Raw genomic sequence first — 13,154 nt, 5'->3', positions numbered from 1 at the left:
CCCGTCGTCACCGAACGTCCAGCGACCTCTCAGGTGCGAGATCTCGACGCGCTCACCAACCCGTCGTCAACACCCGGTCGAGGGCGTCGACGAAGTAGTCGACGGATTCTCGTGTCACCACCAGCGGTGGTTTGATCTTGAGCACGTTGAGGAAGTCGCCGGTGGGCTGCATGACGACACCCAGTGTCAGCAGGCGATCGCAGATGGCGGCGGTCTCCTCGGTGGCGGGCTCCAGGGTCACCCGGTCGCGGACGAACTCCAAGCCGAGATAGAGACCGGAGCCGTGCACGGTGCCGACGATGGGGTGGGCGTCGGCCAGCCCCAGCAGGCGCGCCTTCAGGTGCGCACCCGTGACCCGGGCGTTCTCCTGCAAGCCTTCTCGCTCGATGACGTCGAGGACGGCGAGGCCGATCGCGGATGACACCGGCGAGCCCCCGGTGGAGGAGAAGAAGTAACCCTCGGTGCGGTACCTGTCGGCGATGTCGCGACGGGTGACGACGATGCCGATGGGCTGTCCGGCGCCAACGGATTTGGCGACAGCCACCACGTCGGGCACGGCGTCCTGCTGCTGGAAGCCCCAAAACCACTCGCCCAGGCGGCCATAACCGACCTGCACCTCGTCGGCGATCGCCAGGCCGCCGTGGCGTCGCACCGCGGCGTAGACCTGGTTCAGGTAACCGTCGGGAAGGGCGACGCCACCGGCGTTGCCGAAGAACGACTCGCAGATGAAGCCCGCCAGGGGCGTCCCCGCCGCGGCCAGGTCGTCGATCACCCGTACCGCCTCTGGCGCGTACTCGACGGCGTCGGGTCCGCGATGGACGCCGCGGTAGGAGTTCGCCGCGTCGACCGTGTGCACCCAGGCTGGCCTGGTGGACAGCGCATTGGGGTTGTCGGCGATCGACGTCGACACGGCGTCGCTGGCGAACGTCCAGCCGTGGTACGCCTCCCGCATGGCCACGATGTCGGTCCGGCCAGTGGCCGCCATCGCGATCCGGATGGCCAAATCGGTTGCCTCGGAACCGGAGTTGACGAAGAAGACGGTGTCCAAGCCGTCGGGTAACGTCGCGGCGACGCGCTCGGCGAAGTCGGCGATCACGCGATAGTTGAAGCGCGAGTTGGTGTTCAGCAGATGCATCTGCCGGTTCGCGGCCTCGACGATCGTCGGATGGGCATGCCCGACCGAGGCCACGTTGTTGACCATGTCGAGGTAGACCCGGCCGTCGAGGTCGGCCAGGAACTCACGCCAGCCCCGTTCGATGCGGGGCGGGTCGGCGTAGTAGTGCTCCTGAACTTCTGCGAGGACTCGCTCGCGAAGAGCGAGGGTGTCGTCGTCATCGGCGTCGAGCGCAGTCGCCGGCAGGCCGAGCGCTGGTCCGGGATCGCCGGCGAGAATCTGCCAGCCGGTTGTGTATCGCGGGTCCACGCGCAGCGGAACCTCGTCGGTCCCCGCGACGACGAGTTGCACGTCGACCGGGGTACGGGCCGGCACCACACCCGGTTCGGATCCAGCTGTGTGAAAGCGCAATTCGTGCTCACCGGAGGCGACGGTGAATCCGTGCGCCGTCGCCACGAGGCGTCCGCCCGAGGGCACGTCGACGGTGACCGGTGCCGTCAGCCATACGGTCAACGCGGTGGGGACGGTCGCCGGCACCTCGGGAGTGCGGAGGGCAGCGCCGGTTAGCCGTGGCCTCCACGCGGGGGCAATCGCTGCCTGCGCGCCGGTGTCGAGAGCAGCCAGTGCCGCGGCGTCGAGCGCGTTCGGGTCGAGCCAGCGACCCTCGTCGTTGAGCGGTGAGGTCGTACCGGCGTCGATCACCACGGCATCGGATAGTCCACCGATGAAGGGAACCCCATTCCACGCCGGTCGCGACCGTGGTGCCAAACCCACTGCACGACGGGTGAATTCGCCCAGTACGGTCAGTGGCACCGACACCGCCTGCTGGAGGATCCGCAACTCCCGATCGAGGGCGGCGTCGGCGTAACCGTTCTGGGCATCCAGCCTGACTTGGTGACGGCCGCTGAGCACCAGCACCACTCCCCGCAGGACGACCAGCGGCCACAGCGCCTCGACCTCGTCGTCACTGAGCGGCCGAGCCTGGTGGAAGGCGCGGATGGCGGGCAGGGCGTCCGCCGGCGTGAGACCGTCGTGGTGCAGCAGAGACGAGACGGTGACGGCGATTTCGCCGACGGCCCACGACTCGGCGACGTCGCCGAAGTCGATGACGGCATCCGGCAGGGCCGCCGGCGTCGACGGTGCGATGACGTTGTCGTCGGTGAGGTCGAAGTGTCCGACCTGCTGGGGCAGTCGGGCCGAGACCGCGTCGAGGCGGCTGCGCGCCGCGTCGGTGGCGGCGGAGACGAGTCGACGCATCTCGGGGTCGGGTTCGTCGGGAAGTAGGGTGGCGATGACGCGGTCGGCATGGCGCAGATCCCACTGCAACACCCGCGCCGTCGCGGGATGACGGACGTCGCGCAACGCCAGGCTCACCTTGGCTGCGAGCTCGCCCATCCGCGCCACCGTGCGGGGCGACAGATGCCGAGACCCCATCAGCGTCGAGCCGGAGACGTAGGCGATCACCCGGGCATGGATGCGGCCCTGCGTGGTGTCCCACCACCCCGACATGGGGCCGCGCGGCCCCACCACCACACGGGGAATCCGCAGCGTGGGTTCGCGGTCGGCGACGGTTTGGGCGGCCAGGTCTTGCAGATCGATCTCGGCCTCAGTGAACGCCGGGTTGCTCAGTTTCAGGATGCCGATCGGCGCGGCACCCTCACCGTCGGACACCATGAAGTTTTGGTCTTGCTGACTGCCCAACTCCGCTATCTCGCAACCAAATCCGAAGTTCTCCGACATCAGCCGACGGGCTTCGTCGATGCCGACTGTCGGCGTGGGCAATTCGTGGTGAGTGAAGAAGTCGAAGAGGTCGGCGGACATCGGCGGTTCGGTCACTTCTTCTCGTAGGTCGTCGCGCCACCGGTGATATGGCCACGGCGGTGGCGACGAGGGGTCGAATCGGCTAAAACATACACCGTGAGTTTTGGCCACGCCAGTGCCCCGTAGCCTGGTCGACGGTTGAGAGGAGGCCCGCCATCGCACGCCCCCCACGCCCGATACTGAGCCGCGAGCTGATCGCTCGCACGGCGCTCGCCCTGGTGGATCGCCACGGCGTCGACGGTGCGAGCATGCGACGGGTGGCGCAGCGGCTTGGGGTGAACCCGACGTCGCTGTACAACCACGTTCCCGACCGCGCGGCGATGATCGAGGACGTGCGGGCTCTGGTGTCGGCAAGGATCGACTCGGCGCCGTTGCGGGAGATGCCGTGGGAAGAGGGGTTGGTGGCGTGGGCGCGCTCGTATCGACGGGCCTTCGCGCGGCACCATCGGGCCGTGCCACTTCTCATGACCACCCGAGCCTCGGCGCCTGTGCTGCTGGCGGAGTACGAGGACTTCGTGGTCGCCGCGGAGCGGGTCGGGTGGCCCAGCGAGGAGGTGCTGCCGCTGCTGACCGCCTTCGAATCGTTCATCCTCGGCAGCGTTCTGGACATGTCGGGGCCGACCGTCGTCTACGACCCCGTGGGACAAGAGGACCGCTTTCCGCGGTTCAGTGCTGCGTATTCGGCGGTGCAGCAACGACAGTCGGACGATCCGATCGCCACGCGCGCGTTCGAGCGTGGGCTGGCGATGCTGGTGGCGTCGGCGCGTCCGGAGGGGCGCGAGCGGCCGTCCACCACGCCGCTTCCGGACGCCGCCGAGTTGGCGCGCGCGGTCGTCGACGCCCACGCCGGTGGCCGGTGGGCAGAGATCACGGCGCAGTTCGACGACACGATGCGCGCCGGGCTCACCGAGGAGGGGCTGGCCGAGGGCTGGGCCTACCTCGCGGGGTTGGCGGGCGCCTACGAGCGCCACGGAGACACCGCCGTCGTGCGCGCCGGCGACTTCACCGTCACCACAACGCCCATGGTCTTCGAAGCGGGCGACTTCGTCGCACGCATCACGTTTCGGGACGACCACACCATCGCAGGGCTGTACATCCTCAACCACGACCCCAAGACTTCGGAATGACCGCCTGACGCCTCAACTCATTTGAGCCAGTTCGCGATTGCGTGCCTCGATGTCCGCGGCGGTGGCGGGAACCAGGCGATTGCCGCCCGTGCCGACCGTGCCCTGGGCGTAGGTGACGTGGGGGCGCTGAGCGCGTTCGTAGTGGGCCAATGCCGCGGCGATGTCACCGCTGTGCTCGGCGAGCGCCTTCGTCAGCAGCCACGTTCCGGTCAGCGCGAGGCTGGTGCCCCGGCCGGACAGCGGCGACGCGCAGTGGGCTGCATCGCCGACGAGGACGATCCGACCCCGATGCCACGTCGGCATGTCGATCTGACTGACCGAGTCGAAGTACAGCTCGGGGTCCCGGCACGCGGCGTCGAGCAGCTCGGGCACTCGCCAGAGGGTGTGCGCACCGAATTCAGCTGTCAAGATCCGTCTTTGGGCGTCGAGGTCGTGGTAGTCGTAGTCGATCCAGGGGGAGCGGAAGGTCAACGCCGTCAACGCCACGTCGCGATAGGTGAGGATCGCCGCCATGTGTCCCGGGAAGTTGTAGACCGGATTGGGGGCATCGCTCGGGTGGTGGTTCGGAAACGCCGCCAACGCGGTGTAGAAACCCAGGTGGCGGATGAATTCGTGCTCGGGTCCGAAGACGAGGCGTCGGGTGGCCGAGTGCAGACCGTCGGCACCCACCACCAGGTCGTAGCGGGCGCGCGCGCCCGAGGCGAACAGCACGTCCACCCCGCGTCCGTCGTCCCGGAGGTCGCCGATGGACTCGCCGAACGTCACGGGCACCGACGGGGCGAGGGCGTTGCGCAGCACGTGCGCCAGGTCCTCGCGCGGAATCTCGGTGTCGTCGGGGCTGTCGTCGATCTCCGAGAAGGGCAGGTCGGCTACGCGGTGGCCTTCGCCGTCGACGAAGCAGGCGCGCTGAGTCATGTCGACCCGGCGGGCGACGATGTCCTGCAGGATGCCCATGTCGCGGGCCACGGTCAGCGACTCCCCGCGAATGTCGATGGGTGATCCGTTGACCCGAAGGTGTTGCGCCCGTTCGACGATGGCGACGTCATGTCCCGCCCTGCTCAGGTTGACGCCCGCGGCCAGTCCGGCCATGCCCGCGCCGGAAACCAAGATGTCCATGAGTGCGCCTCCTCGGAGATAGGATCCAGTGTGTATCTAACAACGGTAGACCCGAACCTTAGGAAACGCAATGTCTCTTAACGCCGACGAGGCACCGCAGCGGCGTAGGGGAGCTGCGTTGGAGAACGCACTGCTCGCCGCGGCCTGGGACGAACTCACCGAGCGGGGCTACGACGAGTTCACCGTCGACGGCGTCGCCGCCAGGGCGAGCACGAGCCGCGCGGTGCTGTACCGGCGCTGGCCGGGTAAGCCGGAGCTGGTGCGCGCGGCATTGGTCGCCGCGATAAACGCCGATCCGTTGATCGTGCCCGACACCGGCAGCCTGCGCGGTGACGTGCTGAACCTGTTGCGGCAAGCCAACACTCGACGAGGACACCTCGCCGTCACCGTCGTCACCCGATTGGGCGCCTTCTACCGCGACACCGGCACCTCGATTGCCGACCTGCGCGACACGCTCGCCGGCGGTCGTGGCACCACGATGGACGACCTCCTCGCGCGCGCCGTCGCGCGGGGGGAGATCGAGCCGGGCCAGATCACGGGGCGACTGGCGCAGCTGCCAGCCGATCTGCTCCGCCACGACGTGTTGTTCTCCTTGGCACCGCTGACCGACGACGCCATCGAGGAGATCGTCGACGGGGTGTTCCTACCGCTGGTGCGGCTCGGGGGCGCCCACCGGGACTAGGCGGGGCCCACTCCGGCGCTGCGTCCGAGGATCGTGTCGGCGGCCTTCTCGCCGATCATGATCGTCGCGGCATTGGTGTTGACCAAGACGATCCTTGGCATGACGGAAGCGTCGGCGACCCGCAGGCCCGTCAACCCGTGCACCCGCAGATCGGAGTCGACCACGGCCTCGGGTCCGACGCCCATCGCGCAGGTTCCGACGGGGTGGTAGTACGTGCCGGTGGCCCGGGCGAGGTACGCCCGCAGAGACGTCTCGTCGGTCACGTCGGGGCCGGGCAGAACCTCGCGCACGCCCCAGGGTGCGAACGGGGTACTCGCCGCAATGACCCGCGCCACCTCGATGCCGTGGAGCAGCCGCTTCGTGTCCGATTCGGCACCAAGGTAATTGGGGTCGATCAAAGGAAGCGCGGTTGGGTCGCCACTCGTGAGGCGAATGGAACCGCGGGCCTCGGGAACCGCCGCAATCCCAAACGTGAAACCGTTGACCGGTGCAGTGAGGTGGGGCGGGTGGAACGGAACGTGAATGAACATCAATTGCATGTCGGGGCCATCCAGGGAGTCGTCGCTCCGCCACTGCAACGACGTCTCGGCGAGGTTGGTGTGGCCCGCGGGAATCGGCTGGGTGGCCGCGTAGACGACCCCGCACAGCGGGTGGTCGTGCAGATTGCGGCCGACCCCCGGCAGATCGTGAACGACGTCGACGCCCACGGATTCGAGCTCGGCGGCCGGTCCCACCCCGGACAAGAGCAGCAGCCGCGGCGAGTCCACCGCACCAGCGCTCAGAATCACATCGGCCTCGGCGTACGCGGTGACGCGCTCACCGCGACGCACGAAGTCGACTCCGTGACAACGGTTCTCGTCGATGTGTAGTTTGACTGCGCGGGAATGGGTGGAGACGGTCAGATTGGGCCGGCCGCTGACCGGCTGCAGGTACGCCACCGCGGTGCTCTCCCGAGCGCCGCGGGTGATCGACAGGTCGTGCCAGCCGGCCCCCTCGGCGCATGCGCCGTTGAAGTCGTCGGTGAGGGGAAAACCTGCCTCGTGGGCGCCGTCGAGGAACACCTGGGAAAGGGGGTTGGCCACCGCTTTCTCGGCGGGCGCGGGGTGCATCGGCCCGTCGTCACCCCGGTAACGCGGGTCACGGCCGTCAACCGTCTCGACGCGCCGAAAGTAGGGCAACACGGACTGGTAATCCCAGCCCGTGCAGCCCGCCGCCGCCCACGTGTCGAAGTCGTTCGGATGTCCACGCAGGAACACCATCGCGTTGATGCTGCTGCTGCCGCCCAGCACGTGACCCCGCGGCCAGCCGTGCACGAGGCCGTCGGTATTCACCTGCGGCACCGTGACGTAGGAGTAATCCGCGCCCGTACCCCAGTGCGTGGGCCAGGCGGGTGGACTGACGACGTCGACGCCTGCCCCGTCGGATCCGGATTCGAGCAACAGCACCCGTACGGTGGGATCCTCCGTCAGCCGAGCGGCGAGTACGCACCCGGCAGAGCCACCGCCGACCACCACGTAGTCGTAGCGCCCGGCGTGGCTGGGGTCACTGCTGGGGTTGGTCATCGGCCTGCCCTTCCTGTCGTGGTGTCGTTGCCCGGCACGCGTCGTGTCGTGCCCAAGACCGCGTCGCGACAGTGATGTCCCGGGCGTCGAGGTGACGTGCCGACCGTGGTTGCTCGTCTGGTGCCGCTGCCGGCCCATGACGTGCGTCCAATGTCGGAACGCACGACATGGGGTTCGACATGTCATCGCTCATCCGGCTCCGATCGAACCGCCGCCGTCGACGCGGAGGATCTGCCCGGTGGTGAAAGCGGCATCCTCGGACAGCAGGAAGGCGATGGCCGCCGAGATCTCCTGCGGCCTGCCAAATCTCCGCATCGGCACCGCGTCGACGTAGCGCGCCTCGCCGTCGGAACCCGGCGGGTTGTTGGCGCGGAAGAGCTCGGTCTCGGTGGGGCCCGGGGCCACCGCGTTCACCGTGACGCCACTGCGCGCCAGTTCCCGGGCCCACGCGCGGGTGCAGAATTCGAGGGCAGCCTTGGCCGAACCATAGGCCGTGCGCTCCGCCATTCCCACGGTGACCAGGCTGGTGACGTTGACGATGCGTCCCCAACTCTGGTCGATCATCCCGGGAAGGACGGCCTGAGTGGCTTGAACGGCCACCCGGACGTTCACGTCGAATACGGCGGCGAGATCGTCGAGGTCCACCGTGCCCAGGCGCGCGGGGCGGACCAGGCCGACGTTGTTGACCAGGGCGTCGACCGGACCCTCGGAGAGGATCCTGGCGAACGCGTCGGCGGTGTGCTCCCGGTCGGCCAGGTCGGCGGTGACGAACGTACCGGGGAATCGATCCGGCGCGGTGCGGGCGATGCCGACCGGGTGGTGCCCGGCGTCGGCGAGCAGGTGGGCCAATGCCCAGCCGATTCCCTTGGACGCACCGGTGACGACGACCTTTCTGGCTGTCGGCTCGCTCACCGCTGGTATGCCAGGTCGGCGGCGGTCAGACCTTCCAGGGCCATTCCGAAGGGAACGCCCTCGACGATCCGGCGCAGCAGCCTCTGGTTGAGGGTCTGCTTCTGCAAGGACCGGTACAGGGCGGGCTTGGCCGCCAGGGTGCGGGCGAGCTCCACGCCACGGTCGTAGGCGCGGTCGTGCGCCACGACTTCGTTCACCACACCCCAGCGCTCGGCCGTCGCGGCGTCGATCGTCTCACCGGTCCACAGCAGCCATTTGGCGCGAGCGGGCCCGGCGATCTCCTCCCACACCACCTGAAGGCCGTCACCGGCGGTGATGCCGAATGCGGGATGCGGGAAGTCGCCGTAGGTCGCGCGGTCCGACGCGATGTGGATGTCGGTGAGCAACAGGTATTCGGAGTGCACGGTGGCCGGACCGTTGGCGACACCGATCACCGGGATCGGCAGGCTTAGGAGTCGCTGCAACACGGCAAGGCCTTCCCGGCGAATCTTCTCCCAGACCACGGGTTTGAAGATCTCGCCGAGACTGTCGCCGTCGATCTGGTCCATGAACGCATCGCCGGTGCCAGTGAGGATCAACGCCGTGTTGTCGGTGTCGAGGGAGATGTCCTCGAGGGCCCGTGGCAGATCCTCGTGGGTCTGCCCGGTGAAGGTGACGCTGCCGCCGTTGGTGTGGAATCGCATCGTCAACACACCGTCGTCGGTGCGCTCGAAGGCGAGGTTCTCGTAGCGGGTGAAGTAGGCGGGATCGGACATGGTCATGCTCCTTGTCTGTGGCATTCGGTTGACGCGGTGTGGTTTTCGGACGCGCATCGCACAACACCGGCACCCGGCGTGTCCTTCGGGCCGACGCATACCGGCTGCGGCGGCTGCCATTGGTTGCGCTTATGGGTGCAGGTGGTCTGATGGTCTGGTGGAGCTTCGAGAGATGCGCATGTTCGTGGCCGTCGTCGAGGAGGGCAGCGTCACCGGGGCGGCACGTCGCCTGCACATCAGCCAACCGGCGTTGTCGCAGGCGATGGTCGCCCTGGAACGCCGCCTGGGTCTGGAGCTGCTGGTCCGGCATCGCACCGGTATCTCGCCGACCGACGCCGGCCGCACCCTGCTGATCGAATCGCAGGCGGTACTGGCCAGACACGACCAGGCCCTGGCCGCGTTGACCCGGCATGACACCACCGGGGAGGTCCTGCGCCTCGGCATACCCCTGGAGTTGCCGCCTGATCTGCTGCCAGGGCCCCTGGCCACATTGGGTGCCGTACATCCCGAGACACGCGTACAGGCCCGGCATGCCTCGACCGCAGCGCAACTCGAGGCGCTCCGCAGCGCAGATCTGGACGTCGGATTGGTTCGGGAGCGGCCGGCTGGGCCTGACCTCGATGCAATCCTGGCCGTGGAGGAACGGCTCGGCGTGCTGCTGGCCCGGACGCGGGCCGAGTCGGTCGCCACCGACCGGGGCATCCGCCTGGACGCATTGGCCAGGCTCGACTGGGTCGGGTTCCCGCGGTCCGGCAGCCCGGCCTGGTTCGACGAACTGTCCGCGATCTTGCGCAGCCACGGGGTGGACCCGGGCGGCGAGGCGACGTCGGGCGAGCAGTTGATCGCGGAAGTGAAGATGGCCGCCGTCACGTCGGGTCGCGCCTTCGCGTTGGCGCCGCCGCACTGGTCACGACCCATGCCCGACGACGTGAGCTGGTATCCGTTGATTGGCAATCCGCTCGTTCGCCGCACCTGGGCGGTGTGGCCAGCCGACTCAAGGCGCCGTGACATCGCGGTGTTCGTCGACGCACTCCAGAACGAGTCCGCTACGGGAGCTTGACGTCGGAAAGGCCTGCGCAGTAGTCGATCAACGCATCCTGGTATTCGATGGACCGCGCGTCGGGGTGGGTGGCGGCCGACTTCTGGTGGAAGAAGTGCTGCCCGGTGACCGTCGCGCCGGGATCGTCACTGACCGCGAGCCAGGCCTGGGTCACCGGACCGGCCTCGAGGTCGTCCGTGGCCTCCTTGCCGCCCAATTTCGTTGGTACCCATCCTGGTTCGACTGTGTTGGCCAGCACGTCCTGCCAGCGGCGTGCGATGCCGAACGCCAGCAGGAGGTCGAACAACTTGCTGTCGGAGTACGACTGGTTGCCGTCCCACGGCCGGCTGGTCCACTGCGGGTCTGCCAGGCTGAAGGTGCCCTTCTGGTGCAACACCGAGCTGAGGTACACCAGGCGACTCGGCCGCGGCATGCATGCGGTGATGACGTACGGCGCCAAGACGTTGACGGCGAAGGTTCGTTCGAGTCCGTCGACCGTGGGTACGCGCTCCGGCGCCTGAAATCCGAGTCCGACGTTGTGAATGACCGCGTCGAAACGGCCGGTGTCGGAGGCCTGCTCGGCGACCGACCGCATGTGGTCGATCCTCGACACGTCGCCGACGACGACGCCTTCGGCAGCGGGCAGGGCGGCCAGGGCCTCCGCGGCCCGATCGGCGCTGCGGGCGTGCAGCGTCACGGCGTGACCACCGTCGGCGAGTAGTCGGGCTGCCATCAACCCCAGCCCGTCGGTCGATCCGGTGATGAAGATTCGGGCCATGTGCGTTCCTCTCCTGGAGTGCGGACGGCGACCAGTGCGCCACCGGCCGGTCACCGTCCACGATGCCGACGGTCGTCGAGTAGGTCCAAGACCTTTTGAACCCGTGCTGATACCCAGCGGGCATCGCCAATCCTGGAAGCGCGAAACTATTGCGGTGTGGCGTCTTTGGTGAAGCTGTCGCGCGCCAGGCTGATGAATTCGTCGATGATCGGGGTTCTGTGGTCGGTGAGCCAGGCCAGTCGGATCTCGTTGGGCGCCACGTCGCGCAGTGGCAACGCTGCGATGTCGGGTCGGCGGTAGTAGTCCGCGACCGACTGAGGGAGCACGCTGAATCCGCGGCCGCCGGCCACCCATTCGAGTTTCTGCTCGACGCTGAGCGCGGCCGGCGTCGGACCGTGGTGCGCCTCGTGACCGGGGATGGCCGTCCACTCTGGAATCGCGTCGGCACTTTGCAGGAGCACGTCGGCGGCGAGATCTGCGATGTCGACCGCACCGCGGCCGGCCAGCGGGTGCCCCACCGGTACGACCGCGACGTGGGGTTCGGCGAACAGGTGAACCGTGGACAGCCCGGTCAGATCGATCGGCATGCGGACGAACCCGACGTCGACCCGGCCGTCGCGCAGCACTTCGACCTGGTCGGTCCAGTCGGTCCGCAGCACCTCGACCGACACGTCGGGGCGGGCATCGGCGAGGCCACGGGTGGCGGCCGTGACGGTCAGTCCGGGCATGAAGCCGACGGTGAAGGTGCGGGTGGTCCCTGCTGCGGCGCCCACCCGCCGGCGCAACCCGTCGGCGCTCGCCAGCAGCGCGACCGCGTCCTTCCAGAGCTGTTCGCCGGCTGCGGTGAGCCGGGTGCCGTTGGTGCTCCGCAGGAAGAGCTGGGCGCCCAACTCGCGCTCCAGCGTCTGAATCTGCCGGCTGAGTACGGGTTGGGCGAGGTGGAGACGCTGCGCTGCGGCCCGGTAGTTCAGCTCCTCTGCGAGGGCGACGAAGTACCGCAGCCTGCGCAAATCGAGATCCATCGCCGGCCTTTCACGGTTGCGTACCCGTCCAGTATGGCTGGCGAGTGGACACCGTCGGTGACAGTTCGTAGCCTGGCCCGGGACTATGACAGCCGGGCCAGAATCGGTCCCCGAGCGAAGGGCCGTGACAATCCGCGTGACCGCCGTCGGCCGGCCTCTGCGACGAACGACGGGCGCCCTTGCCGCGGCCACCTTGGTACTGGGCTTGGCCATCGGTGAGTCCGGGGCCGACCCGGCCGCCGACGCGCTGGCCCGTCTCGACGAGCTCTCCCGGCAGGCGGTGCAGACTCGTGAATCCGTCACCGCGGCCCAGCGCGACGCCGACGCCAAACTGGCCGAGCAGACGATCGCCCTCGACCGCCATCGCGCCGACCTGGGAGCGCTGGACGCCGCCAACCTCGAGCTCGCGCCGCGCCAGGCTGCCTTCGACCGGGTGGCGGCCATGACCTACGCGAGTGGGAGCACGGGCCAGTTCACGGCAGCGCTGACCGCAGCCTCACCCGGTGAGTTGATCGACCGACTGTCGCTGCAGACGACGGTGGCCGCGAGGGTCGCCGATCAGATCAAGGCCTTTCGCGTCGCACGCGAGAGGGCGAACTCCGCCGCCGAGGCGTCGCGGAGATCGGCCGCCGAGGCGGGCGCCGCCGCCGAGTCGGCCGGCCGCAGGCGCGCGGAACTCGACGCCAGATGGCGGGACCTGCTGCGTCAGGTAGCCGCCGCGGAGGCGCAGTACGCGGCCTTGACACCGTCGCAGCAGCAAGTGGTCGCCGCCCGGCCGACCGTGCCCCCCGGCGACGTCGCCACCCCGCCCGAGGCCGGCCCCGGGGAGATTCCCGAGTCGCTCCCCGTTGGCGTTGCGTCGGAGGCGGGGTTGCAGCCCAACACCATCCTGACGGCTAGGGCCGTCAGCGCGCAGTTCCCCCAGATCGCCGAAATCGACGGCGTACGGCCCGATTCGAAGCCGTGGCATCCCAGCGGGCTGGCGATCGACATCATGATTCCCAACCCCGAGAGTCCCGAGGGCATCGCGCTGGGAGACCAGATCCGCGCCTTCGCGATGAGCAACTCGGCGCGCTTCGGCATACAGGACGTGATCTGGCGTGGCACCTACAGCACGCCGGCCGGCCCGCAGGCGTCGGGCTACGGCCATTACGACCACGTGCACATCACCACGACGCCGCGCAACTGAGCTTCGCACGACAAGGCGACGGGGCGTTCGTCTTCGT

At 68.7% G+C, this 13,154-nt stretch carries 11 protein-coding genes; 4 read left to right on the top strand and 7 right to left on the bottom strand.

Going from position 1 to position 13,154, the window contains the following annotated elements; translation table 11 throughout:
* Positions 1–52: 52 nt before the first annotated feature.
* A complete protein-coding gene (locus H7K45_RS07920) occupies positions 53–2,935 on the bottom strand; it encodes an aminotransferase (protein ID WP_263995642.1) in 2,883 nt (960 codons plus the stop codon).
* Between the two features lie 89 nt (positions 2,936–3,024).
* On the opposite strand from H7K45_RS07920, the gene H7K45_RS07915 reads away from it, so the two are divergent.
* Positions 3,025–4,062, top strand: coding sequence for a DUF3887 domain-containing protein (locus H7K45_RS07915; protein WP_308206396.1), 1,038 nt, complete (start codon positions 3,025–3,027; stop codon positions 4,060–4,062).
* A 12-nt stretch (positions 4,063–4,074) separates the two neighbouring features.
* Here H7K45_RS07915 and H7K45_RS07910 read toward each other — a convergent pair whose 3' ends face one another.
* Positions 4,075–5,178, bottom strand: coding sequence for an FAD-dependent monooxygenase (locus H7K45_RS07910; RefSeq protein ID WP_263995239.1), 1,104 nt, complete (start codon positions 5,176–5,178; stop codon positions 4,075–4,077).
* Positions 5,179–5,248: 70 nt separating this feature from the next.
* Here H7K45_RS07910 and H7K45_RS07905 point away from each other — a divergent pair, with 70 nt between their 5' ends.
* Complete coding sequence (locus H7K45_RS07905) at positions 5,249–5,860, top strand: TetR/AcrR family transcriptional regulator (RefSeq protein ID WP_263995238.1); 612 nt, start codon at positions 5,249–5,251, stop codon at positions 5,858–5,860.
* On the opposite strand, the gene H7K45_RS07900 is transcribed toward H7K45_RS07905, so the two are convergent.
* From H7K45_RS07900 to H7K45_RS07890, 3 genes are all read right to left on the bottom strand, one after another.
* On the bottom strand, positions 5,857–7,422 hold the full coding sequence (locus H7K45_RS07900; protein ID WP_263995237.1) for a GMC family oxidoreductase: 1,566 nt from the start codon (positions 7,420–7,422) through the stop codon (positions 5,857–5,859). The genes H7K45_RS07905 and H7K45_RS07900 overlap by 4 nt on opposite strands.
* Positions 7,423–7,611: 189 nt before the next feature.
* On the bottom strand, positions 7,612–8,334 hold the full coding sequence (locus H7K45_RS07895; RefSeq protein WP_263995236.1) for an SDR family oxidoreductase: 723 nt from the start codon (positions 8,332–8,334) through the stop codon (positions 7,612–7,614).
* Positions 8,331–9,089 carry an enoyl-CoA hydratase/isomerase family protein gene (locus H7K45_RS07890; RefSeq protein WP_263995235.1) on the bottom strand — a complete coding sequence of 253 codons (759 nt, stop codon included), beginning with the start codon at positions 9,087–9,089 and terminating at the stop codon, positions 8,331–8,333. Before H7K45_RS07890 ends, H7K45_RS07895 begins: the two co-directional genes overlap by 4 nt.
* Before the next feature lie 172 nt (positions 9,090–9,261).
* On the opposite strand from H7K45_RS07890, the gene H7K45_RS07885 reads away from it, so the two are divergent.
* Positions 9,262–10,149 (top strand): LysR family transcriptional regulator, encoded by an 888-nt coding sequence (locus tag H7K45_RS07885; protein WP_263995234.1) that lies wholly within the window; start codon positions 9,262–9,264, stop codon positions 10,147–10,149.
* On the opposite strand, the gene H7K45_RS07880 is transcribed toward H7K45_RS07885, so the two are convergent.
* On the bottom strand, positions 10,136–10,906 hold the full coding sequence (locus tag H7K45_RS07880; RefSeq protein WP_263995233.1) for an SDR family NAD(P)-dependent oxidoreductase: 771 nt from the start codon (positions 10,904–10,906) through the stop codon (positions 10,136–10,138). The genes H7K45_RS07885 and H7K45_RS07880 overlap by 14 nt on opposite strands.
* 146 nt (positions 10,907–11,052) lie before the next feature.
* Complete coding sequence (locus H7K45_RS07875; RefSeq protein WP_263995232.1) at positions 11,053–11,928, bottom strand: LysR family transcriptional regulator; 876 nt, start codon at positions 11,926–11,928, stop codon at positions 11,053–11,055.
* A gap of 136 nt (positions 11,929–12,064) precedes the next feature.
* On the opposite strand from H7K45_RS07875, the gene H7K45_RS07870 reads away from it, so the two are divergent.
* Positions 12,065–13,117: a coiled-coil domain-containing protein gene (locus H7K45_RS07870; RefSeq protein WP_263995640.1), complete on the top strand. Its 1,053-nt coding sequence runs from the start codon at positions 12,065–12,067 to the stop codon at positions 13,115–13,117.
* Positions 13,118–13,154: the final 37 nt, after the last annotated feature.

This window comes from Mycobacterium yunnanensis, assembly GCF_025823185.1.
In the GTDB taxonomy this organism is placed as follows: domain Bacteria; phylum Actinomycetota; class Actinomycetes; order Mycobacteriales; family Mycobacteriaceae; genus Mycobacterium; species Mycobacterium yunnanensis.
This window is presented reverse-complemented; position numbering and strand designations above follow the sequence as displayed.